13 protein-coding genes are annotated in these 18,564 nt (G+C 40.7%); 3 read left to right on the top strand and 10 right to left on the bottom strand.

Annotated elements, in window-relative coordinates:
- The first annotated feature begins 538 nt into the window (after positions 1–538).
- Positions 539–2,107 carry a high affinity choline transporter 1 gene (locus tag PQ578_RS04500; protein WP_273833266.1) on the top strand — a complete coding sequence of 523 codons (1,569 nt, stop codon included), beginning with the start codon at positions 539–541 and terminating at the stop codon, positions 2,105–2,107.
- Between the two features lie 583 nt (positions 2,108–2,690).
- Here the strand turns inward: PQ578_RS04500 and betA are convergent.
- Positions 2,691–4,370 carry a choline dehydrogenase gene (betA, locus tag PQ578_RS04495; protein ID WP_165997537.1) on the bottom strand — a complete coding sequence of 560 codons (1,680 nt, stop codon included), beginning with the start codon at positions 4,368–4,370 and terminating at the stop codon, positions 2,691–2,693.
- A gap of 172 nt (positions 4,371–4,542) precedes the next feature.
- The gene (betB, locus tag PQ578_RS04490; RefSeq protein WP_273832375.1) at positions 4,543–6,015 is read right to left on the bottom strand and encodes a betaine-aldehyde dehydrogenase; all 1,473 of its coding nucleotides are present in this window, start codon (positions 6,013–6,015) and stop codon (positions 4,543–4,545) included.
- A 286-nt stretch (positions 6,016–6,301) separates the two neighbouring features.
- Between betB and cudC the strand changes: the two genes are divergently transcribed.
- Both cudC and PQ578_RS04480 read left to right on the top strand, forming a co-directional pair.
- Positions 6,302–6,853 carry a choline uptake/conversion transcriptional regulator CudC gene (gene cudC, locus PQ578_RS04485; protein WP_273832373.1) on the top strand — a complete coding sequence of 184 codons (552 nt, stop codon included), beginning with the start codon at positions 6,302–6,304 and terminating at the stop codon, positions 6,851–6,853.
- Positions 6,854–7,019: 166 nt separating this feature from the next.
- A complete protein-coding gene (locus PQ578_RS04480) occupies positions 7,020–7,901 on the top strand; it encodes a glycine betaine ABC transporter substrate-binding protein (protein ID WP_273832372.1) in 882 nt (293 codons plus the stop codon).
- Between the two features lie 52 nt (positions 7,902–7,953).
- On the opposite strand, the gene PQ578_RS04475 is transcribed toward PQ578_RS04480, so the two are convergent.
- From PQ578_RS04475 to PQ578_RS04440, 8 genes are all read right to left on the bottom strand, one after another.
- On the bottom strand, positions 7,954–10,116 hold the full coding sequence (locus tag PQ578_RS04475; RefSeq protein WP_273832370.1) for a GDYXXLXY domain-containing protein: 2,163 nt from the start codon (positions 10,114–10,116) through the stop codon (positions 7,954–7,956).
- Between the two features lie 289 nt (positions 10,117–10,405).
- Positions 10,406–10,912, bottom strand: coding sequence for a pyridoxamine 5'-phosphate oxidase family protein (locus tag PQ578_RS04470; protein WP_273832369.1), 507 nt, complete (start codon positions 10,910–10,912; stop codon positions 10,406–10,408).
- A gap of 190 nt (positions 10,913–11,102) precedes the next feature.
- Positions 11,103–12,197 carry a GerAB/ArcD/ProY family transporter gene (locus PQ578_RS04465; protein WP_273832368.1) on the bottom strand — a complete coding sequence of 365 codons (1,095 nt, stop codon included), beginning with the start codon at positions 12,195–12,197 and terminating at the stop codon, positions 11,103–11,105.
- Positions 12,197–12,367 (bottom strand): hypothetical protein, encoded by a 171-nt coding sequence (locus tag PQ578_RS04460; RefSeq protein WP_273832366.1) that lies wholly within the window; start codon positions 12,365–12,367, stop codon positions 12,197–12,199. Before PQ578_RS04460 ends, PQ578_RS04465 begins: the two co-directional genes overlap by 1 nt.
- Entirely contained in the window at positions 12,357–13,556 is a 1,200-nt protein-coding gene (locus PQ578_RS04455) for a Ger(x)C family spore germination protein (protein ID WP_273832365.1), read from the bottom strand. The genes PQ578_RS04460 and PQ578_RS04455 overlap by 11 nt, the downstream gene beginning before the upstream one ends.
- Positions 13,553–15,052: a spore germination protein gene (locus tag PQ578_RS04450; protein WP_273832364.1), complete on the bottom strand. Its 1,500-nt coding sequence runs from the start codon at positions 15,050–15,052 to the stop codon at positions 13,553–13,555. The genes PQ578_RS04455 and PQ578_RS04450 overlap by 4 nt, the downstream gene beginning before the upstream one ends.
- Positions 15,053–15,381: 329 nt before the next feature.
- A complete protein-coding gene (argH, locus tag PQ578_RS04445; RefSeq protein ID WP_273832362.1) occupies positions 15,382–16,860 on the bottom strand; it encodes an argininosuccinate lyase in 1,479 nt (492 codons plus the stop codon).
- A 17-nt stretch (positions 16,861–16,877) separates the two neighbouring features.
- Positions 16,878–18,563, bottom strand: a complete 1,686-nt coding sequence (locus PQ578_RS04440; protein ID WP_273832361.1) for an ABC transporter permease — start codon at positions 18,561–18,563, stop codon at positions 16,878–16,880.
- Position 18,564 lies beyond the last annotated feature (1 nt).

The following is an 18,564-nucleotide window of genomic DNA, read 5'->3' as shown; positions in this document are numbered from 1 at the left end:
TCTGTCAAAAAGGTTACCAATCATCTTCATTCAATTATATTTATAGGAAGAGTGATATCAAATCAAATATTTAAAAACATCCTGATTTTACAGTAATTATCTAAATATACTTCTTCTACTTATGAATGTTTCTATAGACGAAAATAAGAACGATTTCTTTTCAATCAATCTAGGCGTATTTGACAAGGAAATCTAATCATGTAATATTTATTATTAAATACGTTAAGAAAATATTTAACACTGTTAATTTTCATGAAAGGGGTACAAGAATTTGAAAGTAACTAATAATGATATCCAGGAGCAACTTCCTTAAGTTTATCGAAAGAAAAGTGAAGGCTGAAGTAGCGTAGAGTCGAACAATTGACGGCAAAGCAATAATAGCCGATGGCTTATGTACGAAAACACATTAGACGTATTCCTTAATCAGGATACGTTTTAAAAAGATTTGAACTTAAAAATTTTCAAGAGGTGAAGGTATTTGAGTGAAGGAAAAGGTAAATTATTAAAAGTAGGTACATTTGTAGCAGCTATATTAGTTATGTTTATTTATTTAGGAACGACCAATTCGAATGTTAACTGGGGCTCCTTTATTGCCATGTTAGTATTCTACGGAATCATCTATTATATTGGAGCGTTTATGGCAAGTGGCAAATCAGAATCTGCATCAGATATGATGGTAGCGAAACGCTCTTTACCATTGTGGATCTCGATGTTTACAATGGCTGCCACGTGGGTTGGTGGCGGTTACATATCAGGTACTGCAGAATCAACTTATTCACTTGGATTAGTATGGGCACAGGCGCCATGGGGGTATGCACTAAGTTTAATTGTTGGTGGTATCTTCTATGCGAGAAAAATGCGTCGCTATGAATTTATGACCATGATTGATCCACTTGAACAACGCTTCGGAAAGAAAGTTGCTGGTGTCTTATATATTCCCGCTCTTTTAGGAGAGGTCTTCTGGAGTGGTGCAATCTTAACAGCTTTAGGAACAACTTTTGGAACAATACTAGGTTTGGATTTTCAAACGTCTATTATTCTATCAGCCATTATTGCAGTGGCTTACACTGTCGTAGGTGGCATGTGGTCCGTTGCTTTTACTGATGTCTTCCAAATGCTCGCTGTTATGATCGGACTGTTCTTAGTGCTTCCTTATGCACTATCAGAAGTAGGCGGGTTAAGTTCTGTTTGGAATCACTATCAAACCGATATGGGAAGCTATGCAAGTCTTTTCCCTCCATTAGATGGCTGGAAAGACCCTGAATGGGGGAACTATTATTGGAACTGGTGGGATTTTGCCTTACTACTCGTTTTTGGTGGAATTCCGTGGCAGGTCTACTTCCAGCGTGTTCTTTCTGCTAAATCGGAAAACACGGCGATGTGGCTTTCCATTATCGCAGGATTTATTTGTATTATTGCAGCGATCCCAGCCGTTATCATTGGGGCGATCGGATTAGATACAGATTGGGCAAGTCTTGGTATAAATGCTCCTGATAATCCATCTATGATTCTACCTTATGTCTTACAATATTTAACGCCTGGAGTGATTGGCGCGATTGGACTTGGCGCTCTCGCAGCTGCCGTCATGTCATCAATGGATTCTTCCATTCTATCAGCATCATCTATGGCAGCCTGGAATGTGTACAGACCACTGTTCAAGCCAGATGCATCAAGCGATCAACTTAAGAAAATGATCAAGCGCTCGATCGTTTTGGTTGGTATTGCAGCCACGATCATTGCCCTTAACGTTCAAAGCGTCTACGCATTGTGGTATCTTGCTGCGGACCTTGTTTATGTGATTCTATTTCCTCAGTTAACAACTGCTTTGTTCTTGAAAGATGCGAATAAATACGGTTCAATTGCAGGATTAATCGTTTCTTTCATCCTTCGAATAGGTGGTGGAGAACCAATTATCGGACTTCCAGTTTTCCTACCATATCCTATGATTGAAGATGGCATTGTCCTGTTCCCGTTCCGAACACTCGCAATGGTAGCAGGTTTGGTAACCATTATCATCGTGTCTAAAGCGACCAAGAAAATGTGTCCACCAAAACCGCTATTGATGCCAGCAGAAAGAGAAAATGGTAATGAAAAGATTGCCTCGTAGATAAATCAAGACGAATGAAAACGGCCTCCTACATCGCTATCGATGTAGGAGGCCGTTTGTTATTTGCTAGTATTCTTATTATATTCTAATGCACTTAGAATGGTGAAGCTTAAAAGCGAGGATTTCACACCTTTTTGATAGCCTCTTATAGTGTCATAAGACTGTTTAAATCGCATTTCAAGGAAATACCCTTCTCCCATAGCTTACTCTCTCAGAATCGGTTCTTAAACCACTTCAGTGATTCCAGAGAATTTCTTCTCACTAAGTACTCACCTATCATAAAAATATAGCAGGTTTTATACTACCCTCATTCTTACTATCATTCACTAGAATAAACCATAAAGAAGAACTAAATGTATGGGTTAAAGACGATTAGATAAGATTCTAAGATCGATTATCTAACATTTATAACATCAAAAAAGCAGTCGTTCCCATCAGACATCGAATTCTTACCGTGAACTTAAAAACGTGAGCTCTATCAAGAGACATAGTATCCCAGAATAAAAGTAGAAAGCAAACTCAAAAAGAGAAGGCGTCCTCTCAATCATACCTCACGTTGAAAGGACACCTTCTCATTAAAGCTTTATTTTGTTACCGTACCTGCATCTGCCGGATGAACGCCATGACGATAGAAGTCAGCATCGATCGGGTCAAGTGGTTTACGACCAAGGATGAGATCGGCTGCCTTTTCCGCTAACATCAAGACAGGTGCGTGAATATTGCCGTTTGTTACGTAAGGCATTGCTGACGCATCGACCACACGCACATTATCCAGACCATGAACTTTCATCGTTTTCGGATCAACTACTGCCATCGGATCAGAAGCTGGTCCCATTTTTGCCGTACAAGACGGGTGAAGAGCAGTTTCAGCATCGTTTCTTACCCATTCCAAAATCTCTTCGTCTGTTTGAACAGAAGGACCTGGAGAAATTTCTCCTGAGTTATAAGGTTTTATCGCTGGTTGCTTCATAATTTCACGAGAAACTCTTACTGCTTCCACCCACTCGCGTTTGTCTTGTTCAGTAGAAAGATAGTTGTAAACCATGCTTGGATGCTCTTTCGGATCAGTCGAACGGATTTTTAATGATCCACGAGCGTCAGAGTACATTGGTCCTACGTGAACCTGGAATCCGTGAGCAGTATCTGCTTTTTGACCATCGTAACGGACGGCAACCGGAAGGAAGTGGAACATTAAGTTCGGATATTTAACATCCTCATTTGAACGAACGAAGCCTCCACCTTCGAAATGGTTCGTCGCTGCAGGACCGGTTCTTCCAAGCATCCACTGCAAACCAATCCATGGCATACGAGCTTTATTCAAGTTAGGCTGTTCGGAAACAGGCTGCGGACAAGCGTGTTGGATATAGACTTCAAGGTGATCCTGAAGGTTTTCTCCTACACCTGGAAGGTCGACAACTGGTTTGATCCCAAGAGAGCGAAGGTGTTTTGCATCTCCTACACCTGACAGTTGAAGTAGCTGCGGCGTATTGATTGCCCCACCTGAAAGGATCACTTCACCAGCTTGAACTTGATGCATTTGCCCGTTTTGTGAATAGGTCAATCCTTTAGCGCGCGTACCATCAAAATCGATACTAGCAACAAAAGCACGTGTCTTTACCGTTAAGTTCTCTCGTTTCATAGCTGGGTGTAAATAAGCACGAGATGCAGACAAACGCTGTCCTTTGTACACATGCTTATCAAAAGGACCAAACCCTTCCTGACGGAAACCGTTCACATCAGGAGTTCGTGAATAACCAGCCTCTACACCAGCATTAAAGAAAGCCTGGAATAAAGGATTTTTTGCTGGTCCACGCTCCAATTTGATCGGACCATCGTGACCGCGAAGATCATCATCTGGTGATCCTAAAGCATTTTCTAAACGTTTGAAGTACGGAAGGCAGTGAGCGAAATTCCATGTCTCCATCCCTTCATCGGCACCCCAGCGTTCATAGTCTAACGGATTTCCACGTTGATAAATCATTCCATTAATTGAACTTGATCCACCTAGTAGCTTTCCTCGTGCATGCTTAATACGGCGTCCATTCATGTGTGGCTCAGGATCAGATTCATATTTCCAATCGTAAAGGCTTTTTCCTGCTGGAAACGGCAGAGCTGCCGGCATTTGAATCAAAAGATCCCATGAATAATCCTTTCTTCCCGCTTCTAATACTAGGACACTTTTTGTGCCATCTGCGCTTAGACGGTCGCCGAGTACAGAACCTGCACTACCGCCGCCAACTATGACAATATCGTACTTTTCCATATTGTTATATTCCTCCTTGAAGTTAAAAAAGGGAATTTACCTGTAGGTCTCATCCCCTTCTATTTTTTCTAATAGATCATTTTTCTTCATATATATAGCTCAAGTTTGAGCTCTTAAGGGAGAAGCAAATCTCCAATTATTGTGATTCAATAAGTACGGATGAACGATTCGATTAGAACCAATGAATCGGTTCTGGTTTAAGGTTTTGGAAGATATGCTTCGTTTCGGTATATTCTTCTAATCCTGCTTTGCCAAGCTCACGGCCAATACCAGATTGCTTAAATCCACCCCAAGGTGCATGCGGGAAATAAAGGTTGAAATCATTGATCCAAACCGTACCCATGCGCATTTTTGCGGCACAGCGTTCTGCTTTCGCAATATCCTTTGTCCAAACACCGCCTGCGAGTCCGTAGATTGAATCATTCGCAAGCTTGATCGCTTCTTCTTCAGCTTGGAATTTCTCAACCGTAATAATCGGGCCGAAAGCTTCATCTTGAACAATGCTCATATCGGTTGTGCAGTCTGTGAAAATCGTAGGCAAGTAGAAGAACCCTTGCTGTAGTTCCGGATCTTCTGGACGTTTCCCACCAACAGCTACAGTCGCGCCTTCTTTAATCCCTGCTTCAACATATTTTTCTACTTTCGCAAGGTGCTCAGCAGAAATAAGTGGACCCATTTGAGTCTCTTCATCAAATCCGCTTCCAAGTTTGAATTTCTTCACGCGCTCGACAAGCGCCTCAACGAATTTATCATGAATGCTTTCTTCCACAATGAGTCTTGTCCCAGCGGAGCAAATTTGTCCTGCGTGGAAAAACACTCCGTTTAATGCTTGATCAACGGCGATATCAAAATCAGCATCCGCGAAAATGACATTCGGATTTTTACCACCAAGCTCTAGTGCGAGATTTTTCACATTCACGCTTGCTGCCTGCATGATTTTCTTCCCTGTCGCAATGCCACCTGTGAAAGAAATAAGATCAACATCCGTGTTATTGGATAGCTCAGCGCCGACTGTGTCCCCTGCACCAAGAACGAGGTTAGCTACGCCAGCAGGTACTCCCGCCTCTTCCATTAGTTCAAATACTTTGATATGCGTAAGTGGCGTAATTTCACTTGGCTTAATAATCAACGTATTTCCTGTCGCAAGTGCAGGAGCCAGCTTCCATGATGCTTGAAGTAATGGATAGTTCCATGGTGTGATTTGACCACAAACCCCAACTGGTTCATGAACGACTTTACTAATTGAATTTGCTACGGGAGCGTCGATTAGCTCTCCACCATCTTTATCTGCGAGTTCTGCAAAATAGCGGAACACGCCTGCGATATCATCCATGTCTCCACGGCTTTCTTCTACAGTTTTACCAGTATCCAATGATTCAAGATGAGCAAGTTCTTCTTTATCTCGTTCAATTAATTCAGCAATCTTCCTTACGATTGCGCCTCGCTCAGTTGCAGGCGTAAACGCCCACTCACCGTTATCAAATGCTTCTCTAGCAGCCGCGATCGCTGCTCTCGCATCTGATTCATCACCTTCCGGGACAGTTGCAATGATTTCCTGATTATATGGGTTAATAATCGTACGCATACGTCCTGAGTTCGCGCCAACCCATTTACCGTTAATGTATTGTTGTAGTTTAAGATCCAAATTGATCAACTCCAATGCCGAAGTAAGTTAAGTTTATTAAGAATTTATTTAACATATTTAACGTTAACACGTCCTTTTCAGACTGTCAAAACAAATTCATGAGGAAATTTTAGAAAGGATTAAGATCTTCTAAAATGGTTATAAATATTAATGTAGTGATGTTTTAGAGTGGTTAAAATAAAAATCTTATATTTGACATTTCATCTGAACAAGTTAACATTAAGTTCGTAAAGAAAATTTGATAAATACTTAACACGATTTACTTTTCTATCGAAGGAGCGACCCAATGAGTGAATCAAATGAAAGACCAAGAATGAAGATTGAAGAAGCCAAAGATAAAGTGATTGGTGCCATTGCCGAGACGATGGATTTATATGGTGTAACACCTGCTGCCGCTAATTTATACGCGACGATGTACTTTAAAGATCAAATGACTCTTGATGAAATGCGCACCGAACTCGGAATGAGTAAACCAAGCATGAGTACGAGCGTTCGTAAGCTTCAAGAAATTGAGATGGTGAAAAAGACATTTACACGCGGCTCCAGGAAACACACTTACGTAGCTGAGAAAAATTTCTTTCGTTCCTTTATGGCGTTTTACTGCCAAATGTGGGAACGCGAAGTGAAAATGAATTTGGAAGCCATTGAGGAAGCACAAGAAGATTTCATAGACGTAATCAAAGATTCCACAAGCACTCCAGAAATCGTAGCAATCGCAAAGAAACACTATGACCAATTAGAAGAATCAAAAAAATACTATCACTGGTTGGATGATCTAGTTGAAAGCATTAGAAGCGGTAAGATATTTGAATTTCTACCAAAAGATCCAGAGGATTAAAAGTGACCAGGTAGTTGATAGCAAAGCTACGATCAACTGCCTGGTATTATTTTGGAGACACATATACATAAAATGTAGGCTTAGTTGTGTGTAATCGTTAAAAAAATTCTTAATACATTAAACTTGAAGTGTGGATATGAATTAAAAGCAGAGGGAGTGAATCAAAATGATACAGAGAAAAAAAGGATTTAGTGTGATCATTGCGATCTTAATGGTCGCTGTACTAGCAGCTTGCGGAAATAGTGGCAAATCAGGCGCAGAGTCAGAGGAAAAAGATAAAACGATAGCAATTAGTCAAATTAACTGGGCTGAAAATATCGCTGTCACAAATATGTGGAAAGTGATTTTAGAAGATAAAGGGTATAACGTAGAATTCAACTATTTGAACATGGGTTCTACCATGACTGCTTTAGATAGCGGCGACTTAGATGCTAGTTTAGAAGTGTGGTTACCTGTGCAGGATGCGAATTATTTAGAGAAGTACCAGGATACGGTTAATTTCTCTGAAGAAACGTGGTTTGATGATGCTAAAGTCGGCCTTGTGGTTCCATCTTATTTGGAAGACATTAATAGCGTGAAAGACTTAAATGAACATAAGGAACTGTTTAATAGTGAGATTGTTGGATTTGACCCTGGGGCAGGTACGATGGAAGTGACGGAACAATTAATCAAGGACTATGATCTCGATTTTGAACTCATTCCAAGCTCTGAATCCGCCATGTTAGCTGAAATTAAAAAAGCAGTAAAAGATGAAGAACCAATCGTAGCTCCACTTTGGAGTCCACACTGGGTATTCTCCAAATATGACTTAAAGTTCCTAGAAGATCCGCAAAACACATTCGGCGGTGTTGAGAAAATCCACCATGCGACAAGAAAAGGATTTGACGAAGATTATCCAGAGGTAAGCAAGTGGTTTAAAAACTGGAAGATGAATGATCAACAAATCGGTGAGCTGATTGACTACGTAGAAAGTAGCGAGGACCCTGCTGATGGAGCAGCAAAATGGGTTGAAGAGAATCAAGATTTGATTGATGAATGGGTAAAATAAAATACAGACGCAAGAAAAAGTCACCTTAAAAGCAAGGTGACTTTTTTCTTTTTTAGTCTAACTCTATAAGTAAGGCATTACCATCTTCACTAACTTTAATGATGGCCATCGTTTTATCCTCAACTACTTGCCCATCTCCTTCTGGAATAAAGAAGCTCTCTATGCCATATTGGACATCATGTTCAGAATAGGTGATGCCATTCAACACAACATCTTCATCAGAAGGTTCATACTCTTTACTCCAATGACCTTCGACTTTATAATACCCTCCATACTCATACACTCCATCCGAAGTAAGCGTTAGGACAACTTTTATTTTCTTATTAGCTGGAAGCACGGTACCAGGTAACGTTGAGATATCATAGCGAAGCGTCACATAATCCCCTTGTAACATCGAGCGCGGATCAACTGGCGCAAGAGCAAGACGAATTTCTTTCCCAGATTGAAGCGCTATCTCATTTTTCACGCCATTATAGGTGACGAAGGAAACCATTAATAAGACGACGAACCAGATTAATTTCCATCTATTTGCGACGAAAGTAGGCTCTTCAACAGCTGTTTCTTTGTACTTTCGTGATACCATTCTTGTAATCATTAATACAAGAAGTCCCGCTACCAACAGCGTGATCGATTTATGAACGAGCGACCATGCGATGTCATAGTATTTGTAGAACAAAAACGCATACCATAAAACGATCCCCACCCAGTACCGAAATGAATTGAACTGCCATGGTTTGTAAAAGACAAGAAGCGTGGTTAAAAGAAGAAAGACACTATTTAAGAGCCAATATAACCACTCGCCTTCAAAGAAGAACGTTAAGATAAACAAAGGCACGATACTATAAACGAGTGCGTTGCGATTGAACCAACCGTCACGTCCGAGAATATGAATCAACCCGTTACCCAAAACAAGAACGAGCAAAAGCAGCGGTTCATAGGACTCCATCGAAATGAGTGATTCTTCAAGCTTAAAAAGAAATAAGAGAAGTACTCCATTTGCGAGTAAATAAGCATACGAACCAATCCAGGCGTTCGTGATGAGTTTAAGTACGGCACTGATTATACAGAATGAGATCAACATCACAACGATCGTTTCAGGTTGAAAACCATTCGAAAATGCGTCTATCAGGTTAGCTAATGATAGGATTGATAATCCAGACAGCAGAAGAATCGTTGACAAAAACGGGATGTTCTCTTTTAGTGCGAGACCAGGTAGTAACAATAGAAAAAGAGATGAAAACATAAATGCAAGGGCATTATCCCAGCTGAAGATAAGAAACATGATGCCCGAAAAGGCTGAAATTAACATCACTGTACAGACTACCGTTACCACAAAAAGTAAAGATGATTTAAACACGCGCTTCCACGTTTCCGAACCCTTGTCACTTCGTTCCAATCTAGGAAGATACTTAGTGGTTAGAAACACAATGATTCCTACCACAATTAATAAGAAAAACGGCAGAAGATCACCCAGTGCATCGCCTAATCCTTCTAACATTTTCCCGAATAGGAATAATCCTAGTGCAATTCCCGATAAGATAAACAGTTCCTTATGTTCACGATGTTTCCAAAGAAATACGCTGATTAATCCGTAGCCAACATAAATCCACGCCAATAACGTGCTGTATTCCCAGTACCCAAAACTTGAAGCGATAAAGACAAAATGAATCAAACAAAAGCTACCAAACATAATCCAATTTGAACGGAGCCATGGGGAGCGCGAGAGAAAAAACCACCCATGAGTGAATAGTAAATAGATGAATACTAGAATTAGTGCTGTCTCTGGTTTCCAATTTGGAAAATAGGATGTTGGAAAGACATAGAAATAAAAAGCGAGCTGACTTAATAAAAAACTCAAAACATAAAATGCTTTGTATCCCGTAAGTGCTCCAAAAATCACAGCTGGAACCAGCCAGATCAAATAAAGGAGATACGAATCCGCATGGGAATTATACGTTTGACCAATAAGCGCCACGCTAACCCCAAACGCAATCGTTCCAATCAGCCAGAGCCATTTTTCTAGAAATCGGTGTGAATGCTGAAAGCGACTAAGGATTGTCGCTCCGACAAAGAACAGTAACATCAGTCCAATCGCTAACTCGATCTTTTCGATCCGTTCGATTCCTTCCCAATTCGATGCGAAGAAGTAGATGACGCTACTGATAAGCAACGATAAGCCTAGTAAATAGCCTGTATGAATACGCTTTAGATTCATGAGCTTCTCCCCCTTTATCTATTGCCAGTAAGACCACTTATATGGAGTATATGTTATCTAATTTGTGACTAACTCAAGTATACTAAAAATCGCCGGGGAGTTAGCGGGAATTAGCGGGACGGTTCTGGTAATTCACTGAAACCCAGCGGATTGTTGTGGAAGTATTACTCAAGCCTTCCCCTTGGTTTAATGGTTTTCTGAAATCATCCATATTTAAAACCCTCTTGCTACCCGCAAGAAGGTTTCCGTTACTTTCATATACTTGTTTACTAATCCGAGTCTATCTTGTTCAATTATTAAAGTGTACAGTATCTTTTAAATCATTGCCTTCTTCTAATGATTTACTGCTTGTCACCTTTTTCACAAACTCTTTGACCGTTTTAACATTCACTCCCGACTCCCAATATTCAGCGATTTCCGGCGTGACTTTAACCAGTACAACATCCGGATCATCAGCAGAAGTATTTAATAGCTTTTCAACAACCTTATTCATGTACTCTTTCTTCTTCACGCTATCCTGAACCAATTCAGCAGTGCCGCTAATCGACACATAAGATGATCCTGCATACGCTAAGTTTACGGCAGGAGTAAGCTTAATATCCTCATATTTATCCGTATCTTTTTTGGTAATAAACCAGATCTCTTTCTGATCCAATTCGACTTCCTGTGTTTGCATAGGACGAGACATCAGCTTGCCATCTGGTGATATAGTAGTTAACATGGCTACCTTCTCATCTTTAATCAAATCTTTGATATTCTTAAGGGTTTCCTGATTTTCTGAATTTTGGTTTGTCATTTTATGTTTCCTCCTTCGGATATTCATCATCTAGCGATCTTCTTCTCATAAGAATAAAGTAGTCAAATACCTATACTCTCTTTTCCCGCTTAGCTCAAAATTACACTTTTCTCAATTAGTGGTACTGTGAATAGTGTCTCTGCACTAAAAAATAAATTGATAATGCCTGCAGGGTCGGATCCCTCAGGCATTATGAATTCAAGCTCTTTTGTTTGTTTCTTAACAACCCAATTAGAAGAACTAGAATAATTAAACAGTAGAGAGTAAACCAATACATCGTCCAGATCGTAGAAACAAAGTTATTGAAGTCCATAACTGTCTTATGAAGGTGATTGCTCATTGCCCAAATCAGAATGCCGATCGGGATCAGATAGGGACGATACGTTTTGGAACCTGATAGATGTTTCAGACCCATCATAACGACGAGGAAGCACGCACAGATTTTGACGAACAAACCGATCATCCAGGCCACGGCAAGCAGGATCTCTACTCTTTCTAAAACAGTAATAAAATCAATATCCCTTAGTACAGAATACGTTGGGAACGTTTCTCTAGCCACTATATAGGTTCCCTCACCTCCAATAATGATAAAGACAGTGATAACCAATACGAGGCCGCCTGCAGTCATACCAGACAAGTAGGCAAGCATAAGCTTTTCTTTTTTCTTAACATATTGAAAAAAAGCTCCTATAAGTAAGGCTTCAATAAAAGGAAAGCCGAGTGTGGTATAAGCTCCTTGAAAAATTGAAGAAATTCCTGTGTGGAAGAATGGCTTTAGTTCCAGCAATGAGAAATCTTTGGTCATCAAAAAAATAGAAAAAACCGTTAGGAAAATAACGACTGGAAACAATAAATCATTCAAAAGGAATAAATTTTTTACTCCTAAAGCTGCTGAGTACATGACAATGAGGATAATGAGCATTTGGTATGTCCAGGGGTGTGAGTAAGGCACAACACTAGCTACCATAAAATTACTTAAATTTCTTACGACCATAGCTGCAAGGTGAAGGGCGTAAAATGTAATCAATAGGTTCATCACAGTGCCGAACCATTTCCCAGCTGCCAGGTTCATTAGCTCAAATAATGAAGGATAATCGTACTTTTTAAACAGGAAAAGATAAAGGATATTTAAAGTCAGCCCTATGATCAAGGCAAGAAGCATCGCTACCCACCCATCCTGTTTGGCTGAAACGACAGTGATGGCAGGGGCCATGAGAATAGAGCTGAAAATTACGAAGTTAACGATGACCAAAATTAATTGTCGTTTTGTAATTTGAATATTCATCATGGACCTCCGAACATGCCGTAATAAATAGGTTCAAAAACTGCCTTCAACCCTTCCGTTACAGGAAAAACCGGCAGATCATAAAGGTAGCCGAACATATAGACGACGGAGAACAGCCATACCCCCGTGATGAGCAGTTTTTCTTTTAACTTTCGTTTATTATCCTTCATTGTTATCCACTCTGGAACCTGGAGACTCAAGATAGATGTTCACGTCTGTTTCAATATACATGTTTTCATATAAACGAATCCAGTCGTCCTTCACTTTATTCCACTCATCGGGTTGGTTGCGGGATAATTGGTTCTTAATCCCGAAGTAATCTAACTGAGATGCCTTAGCGTTTGTGAGCGCCGTTCGTAAATCACTTTCTATAGCCTCATTTATGATCGTTTGCAGTTCATTGACTCCTTGCTCTGTGGACAGTTTAAGGTTGCATGAAAGCCCTTGTAAATTAATATTCCCCTCTAACTGAACGGGGTAATTTAATTGTTCATTAACGATTTTCGGTTCTGCTTTTATTTCTATTTCTTTGAGCAAAAAACCAATGGTTCCTTGATCATCAGGGCATTTAACAGTATAGGATAGGACATTATCTAACTTCTTGGTAATCATTATCAGTGCTTTCGAATCTTTGTAAGAGAGCCAGTTTACTAAATAATCTTTATCGAACAAAGCTAATCCGGTTAATCGTAAAGAACCTTTATTCCCTACGATGTCATTCAAGGATTCTGTTTTAGTCAAGCTTGCTTGTTTATCTACTTTTTCGACACCCATTACCACAGGATCCCGGTCTTCACCGTACCGTCCACGGATGAAGTCCTCTAGTTTGGTGCCGTTCTTGATGCCGAGTGTTCCTCCTCTTACCTTTGTCAGGTTTTCGATATTTTTGGTGGACGAATTATCAAGCGGTGTAAATGTTTCCAGTATAGTAGATGCAGTTGTATCTTTAGTAATGAAGAGTAAGTAATTATCCCGGATATCGTAATGCCGCTCAACAAAATCGGAAATTTCCTTGATTCCACGTTCTCTGGCAAATTCTTCACTAATGAGAAGGGAAGAAATATGGGCAAAAAACAACTTTCTAGATAAAAAGTTTCTCGCCTTAAATACGGCCTCAATCATATCTTCACCCTCACTTTCAAAGGTATAGCTTTGGGCTTGACTGGCATTGCCTCCCCCGGCTTCACCTCCAGCCTGAGCCTGAGGGTTTACTGCTTGAAATGTAACTTTTACTGTATCGTTTTCTCCTAGGTCTACGCCGATCCCTGTTAGAATCAGCAGCTCATTCAGTTCCTCCTGCCGGGTGCATCCTCCCAAGATAACAAGAATTGTTAATAAGAGGGCGGAATAAAACTTCATTTTAGAATCTCTCCGTTCCTTCTATTTTTCCGTTTGCTCCACCACAATGGAAACCGTAATAGCGTATCCTTCTGCTTTTTTAAAGAAAAAGGAGCGAATGGGGCCATATAAGGTTGTCCTAGTGACTTTAAAGAAACGAGATGGATGCAGATGATCATCGTAAAGATGAATATCCCAAAAATACCCGCAGAGGCTGCGAACATCATCAATATAAAACGGAGCATACGGACTGAACCAGCAATTGAATAATAAGGGTTGGCGAAACTTGATATCGCTGTAAGAGAGACAACAATAACGATAGCGGGCGAAACAAGTCCCGCAGAAACCGCAGCGTCCCCGATGACGATGGCGCCAACGATCGATACAGCAGGTCCGATTGGTCTCGGCATGCGTAACCCGGCTTCTCTAAGAATTTCAAAAACAGTCTCCATGATCAGTGCTTCCACTAGTGCCGGAAAAGGCAGACCCTCTCTCTGTGCAGCTAAGCTGATTAACAGATCGGTTGGAATCAACTCTTGGTGGAAGGTCGTTAGGGCAACAAAAGACGCCGGTAAAGCAAAGGCGATCCAAAAAGCGATCAAACGGATGAGACGTAGAAAAGTCGATAAATCAAATCGATTGTAATAATCTTCTGCAGTCTGAAAATAGGAATTAAGAGTAGCAGGCCCGATTAAAGCAAAAGGAGTGCCTTCCATCATAATGGCTAACTTACCTTCTACAAGAGCAGAAGCCACAACATCAGGTCTTTCTGTATCGATCAGGGTAGGGAAAGGCGTATATCCTTTATCTTCAATCATTTCCTCCAGCATTCCCGTTTCGAATACCTCTCGTGCTTTACAGTCAGTTATACGCTGACAGGCGATGTTCAGCGCATCTTCATTCACTAATCCTTCGATATAAGTTACGATTACAGAAGTTTGCGTGACTTTTCCAACGATGAAACTTTTAAATCTTAATTTCGGATTGGTGATTCTTCTTCGTATCAACGTTGAATTAATAGAAAGCGTTTCGACAAACCCTTCTCTCGGACCTCTGACCATCGTTTGGGAACTTGGTTCTTCAATGGATCTTGTTTGCCAGTACTGATCTGAAACCAAATACCCTTCTGTTCCCTTTTGAACAAGCAAAATGATGTTACCTCTCAGGAGGGACGCCAGTAGCTCTGAATAATCAGTCGTTACTTTCATATTTTTCGGGATTTGAATGTGTTGTTGGAAATCTTTGATTACATGATTTCGAGCAGAGTCATTTTCTTTGAACCAGTTCATCAGCGGAGGAATTACGTTCAGTTCAATGTCTTCCGTACGGATCAGTCCGTCAATAAAACATAAAGCGAAAGCTGTATGGTTGAACGAATAGATTTTACTAACTAAATCAAAAGGATCTCCGAGGGACATTTTGATTTGGTTAATGTTCTGTTCCACATCTTTAGAAATGACCAAGCTGTCGTCGGTATGATTAGGAGGGTGGGCATTTATAAAGCGCTTCCTTCTCATAGACATTCTCCTGACACTTTTTCATACATTGTGGACGAATCTAAACTACTTTATACTTTTGAGCAGACTACATGGAGTATAGATCGATGTGAGCGGACATTCCGAAACAGTGAAACAGATCTACTGATTTTTTCACATACATAAAAAAGAAACCCAGATGATCTATTAATGTGATCACCTGGATTTTCTTTGAGTATAATTACGGAATATCTATTTCAAAGAATCTTTGTACCAATATTGACACTAGTATGCTGCTATCTTTGATCTTGATCTGTAACGCTGCCATTGTTAATTCTAGGTAGCATCACTAGAACCGGCCACTTCATTCCTTATAATTTCCTCAAATCCTCTTTTACAGACTCTATCTGAGCAGAAATGGTTTCTACCTTCACACCCAACTCTTCCCACTGTAATTTTCGTTCCTTCACCATTCTTTGTACAACCTCGGGATTTGGCCCCCCGGTAACGGACCTTCGCTCAATAAACTTCGATGGGTCACAAATGTTATTCCAATCTTCTTCTGAAAGCTGGGTAACACCGATCCACTCGTTTACTTCAGAAAGGCTGACTTCATACAACTCTTTCTTTGCCTCGCTTGCTTTTCTACTTACGAAGCTCGAAATCTGGTGAGCCTTTCGAAATGGCACATCATAATCTCTAGCAAGGACGTCTGCTAACTCAGTAATCGTAATCATATTTGTTTTGGCTTGTTCAAGTGCGCGTTCCTTGTTAAATTTCATCGTCGTAATGACAGCTGTTAAGAGCTTTGTAACACGATTGGCTTTATGAAACCCGTTATAAAGGTGCGGTTGCAAATCATCTTCTGTATCCACAATATCGCCATATGGCGTATTGTGAATCATTTGGATGACGCTTAATCCTTCGCCAACTGCGCTGCTAGCGAGGGCTCTTGAATGTTCCAATGATACCGGGTTTCTTTTCTGAGGCATAATGCTACTCACCTGCACATAGGCATCCGAAACTTTAAGTAATCCTACTTCATTGGAGGCCATGCGGAGAAGCTCTTGAATCCACCTGCCCATGTTTGTCATCATACTAACGAGTGTAAGAGCCGTTTCTAGCAAATAGTCTCCCGTTCCTATCGCATCATAGGAATTTTCCATCACGTCATCAAATCCTAGTAGCTCGACCATTCGTTCTCGACTGATCGGAAATCCAGTCGTTGTAATCGCAGCCGCTCCCATCGGGGAACGATTGACTGTATGATACGCTTGCCACAAGCGGTCCACGTCTCTTGCTAGATTATCGGATATGGCTAGGAGATAGTGACCAAAGGTTGTTGGCTGCGCAGGCTGCGTGTGCGTATGGGCGGGCATGATCGTATGAAGATGGTCTTCTGCCTGAGTGACAAGTGATTGGCCTAACCTTCTTACATTACTCAAGAGATCGAGCATATGATCTCGAATTACGATCCGATACATCGCTTCACCCATATCATTTCGACTCTTTGCGATATGCATCTTGCCTGCTAAATCGTCACCAATTACCTTCGCCACTTCGGCCTCAACAAGGAAAAAGAAATCTTCGTATTCTGGCACATAGTTTAGTAGTTTCTTCTCCATCTTTGCCACTTTATTTACGCCGTCCAATATCTTCTTTGCCTCACCATCAGTGATGATTTTTTGTTCTTTCAGCATCGTTGTATGCGCGCGATGAATCATAAACATCGCATCAAATAAATAATCGCGCTGATCTTTAAAAACCGGTTTGAGGAGCTCGTCGACGTAGGTTTTCCCGGGAAAAAAAGCACCATCTTCTAACTCAAAATCTTCCTTTCTCTTATTCATCTTTTCACCTCATTGTACTAGAGCGTATTTTCTGATTTCACTCCAAAGAATTTATAAGAAATTAGCATTACGATCGCGATAAGACCAACCTGAATCATTCCGTAAGCTGCCGCTTGACCAAGATTAAACATTCTTAGCTGGTTCATAATCTCAATGGAAATCGGTCGATTATCTAGTGTATACAACAGAACAGAGGTTGGAAACTCTCCAACAGCCTGAACAAAAGCGAGGAGCGTACCGCTTAATACGCCAGGCATAATAATCGGCAACACTACTCTCCTGAAGGTGTACAACCATCTCGCCCCTAGATTCTGAGCTGCTTCTTCGATCGAATCATCCATTTGTTCAAGTACCGCATTCGTCGATCGAACGACGAGTGGTATAAACCGAATAAAATAAGCGAGAGGCAAGATCCAGAATGTCCCGACAAGTACCTGACCAAATGAAAAGATAGATTTACTGTTAAACGCTAAAATAAGATTCATTCCAACAACGGTGGCCGGCAATGCCCACGGAAGCATAACGAGAATATCAAGTAGGTTCTTGCCAAAGAACTTTCTTTTGACTAGGGCATAGGAAGTAATAATTCCAAACACAAAACAACCTAAGCACGCAAAGAAAGCCATGATTAAACTATTCCGAACCGGATCCCAGATGTTCGGATCCTCAAAAAGCAAACGATAGTTTTCAAGATTGAACGAAGAAGGATACTTCTGCCACGTCCACGCTCCTTCTGGAACAAAGGACAGAATCGCTAAAACTGCATGTGGAAGTAAAAGGACAATCATCGCTACAATACCAAGAGATACCATCACCCATTTTAGGAATGGATTATTGACCTCACTTCGGTGAGCACCAATCCCTTTTGATCCCATCCGATAGTCTTTTCGATTTTGGAACCAACGCATAAATAATAAGAAGGTAATCGAAACGGCTGAGAGAATAACAGATTGCGTTGCTGCCATTTCCAAATCGCCATTAATTTTAGAAAAGTAGATTTGGAGACTTAGTACTAGATACCCTCCTGCGAGCAGAAATGGCGCACTAAAGGAAGCCATTGAAACCATAAAGACGAGCAGAGACGCTGCCACTAAAGCAGGTGTTAGTAAAGGAAATGTCACTTTCCAGAATACCCCGAAACGTCCTGATCCGAGATTCGCCGCTGATTCTTCCAGCGACGGATCGACATTATTAAGAGCTGATGAAACCGTCATATAAAAATAAGGGTACATCGTATAAGCGTGAACAAGAAGAATCCCCGTCACACCACCGATGCTAAATGGAACTTCCTCTAAATTCAGTAAATCTTGAAGCGCTACTGGGATAAGACCCGCTTCTCCGTATAACCACATAAATGCCATTACACCAACAAGGGAAGGTAAAACAATTGGCATAATTGCAATCCCGGAGAAAAAGGAACGTCCAGGAAAATTATATCTCGTAAAAATAAAAGCTAACGGGACCCCAATACATGCACTTAACAAGACAGATAACAATGATATGTATACCGAATTCCATAAAGCTTCTAAATTTGCCTGTGCTTTCGGTCCAAAGAAGTCTACATAATTCTGTAGCGTAAATAACCCATTTTTCTTAAAGCTTTCAATAAACGTTTCAACTGTTGGATAAAGAACATAACCAATGAGAACCAGGATAATCGGAATAAGTAGAAGGATTGTTTTTCTGTTTTCAGCATTTAACATT

It is taken from the genome of Guptibacillus sedimenti, assembly GCF_028610665.1.
Taxonomy (GTDB): domain Bacteria; phylum Bacillota; class Bacilli; order Bacillales; family Guptibacillaceae; genus Guptibacillus; species Guptibacillus sedimenti.
The sequence above is the reverse complement of the archived record's forward strand: the minus strand, read 5'-3'. Positions and strand labels throughout refer to the sequence as shown.

What these genes read in the sequence shown, in the direction of transcription:
- PQ578_RS04500 (WP_273833266.1), top strand. Translation starts at nt 539, where the DNA reads ATGTTTATTTATTTAGGAACGACCAATTCGAATGTTAACTGGGGCTCC.
- betA (WP_165997537.1), bottom strand. Translation starts at nt 4,370, where the DNA reads ATGGAAAAGTACGATATTGTCATAGTTGGCGGCGGTAGTGCAGGTTCT.
- cudC (WP_273832373.1), top strand. Translation starts at nt 6,302, where the DNA reads ATGAGTGAATCAAATGAAAGACCAAGAATGAAGATTGAAGAAGCCAAA.
- PQ578_RS04480 (WP_273832372.1), top strand. Translation starts at nt 7,020, where the DNA reads ATGATACAGAGAAAAAAAGGATTTAGTGTGATCATTGCGATCTTAATG.
- PQ578_RS04475 (WP_273832370.1), bottom strand. Translation starts at nt 10,116, where the DNA reads ATGAATCTAAAGCGTATTCATACAGGCTATTTACTAGGCTTATCGTTG.
- PQ578_RS04470 (WP_273832369.1), bottom strand. Translation starts at nt 10,912, where the DNA reads ATGACAAACCAAAATTCAGAAAATCAGGAAACCCTTAAGAATATCAAA.
- PQ578_RS04465 (WP_273832368.1), bottom strand. Translation starts at nt 12,197, where the DNA reads ATGAATATTCAAATTACAAAACGACAATTAATTTTGGTCATCGTTAAC.
- PQ578_RS04460 (WP_273832366.1), bottom strand. Translation starts at nt 12,367, where the DNA reads ATGAAGGATAATAAACGAAAGTTAAAAGAAAAACTGCTCATCACGGGG.
- PQ578_RS04455 (WP_273832365.1), bottom strand. Translation starts at nt 13,556, where the DNA reads ATGAAGTTTTATTCCGCCCTCTTATTAACAATTCTTGTTATCTTGGGA.
- PQ578_RS04450 (WP_273832364.1), bottom strand. Translation starts at nt 15,052, where the DNA reads ATGAGAAGGAAGCGCTTTATAAATGCCCACCCTCCTAATCATACCGAC.
- argH (WP_273832362.1), bottom strand. Translation starts at nt 16,860, where the DNA reads ATGAATAAGAGAAAGGAAGATTTTGAGTTAGAAGATGGTGCTTTTTTT.
- PQ578_RS04440 (WP_273832361.1), bottom strand. Translation starts at nt 18,563, where the DNA reads ATGTTAAATGCTGAAAACAGAAAAACAATCCTTCTACTTATTCCGATT.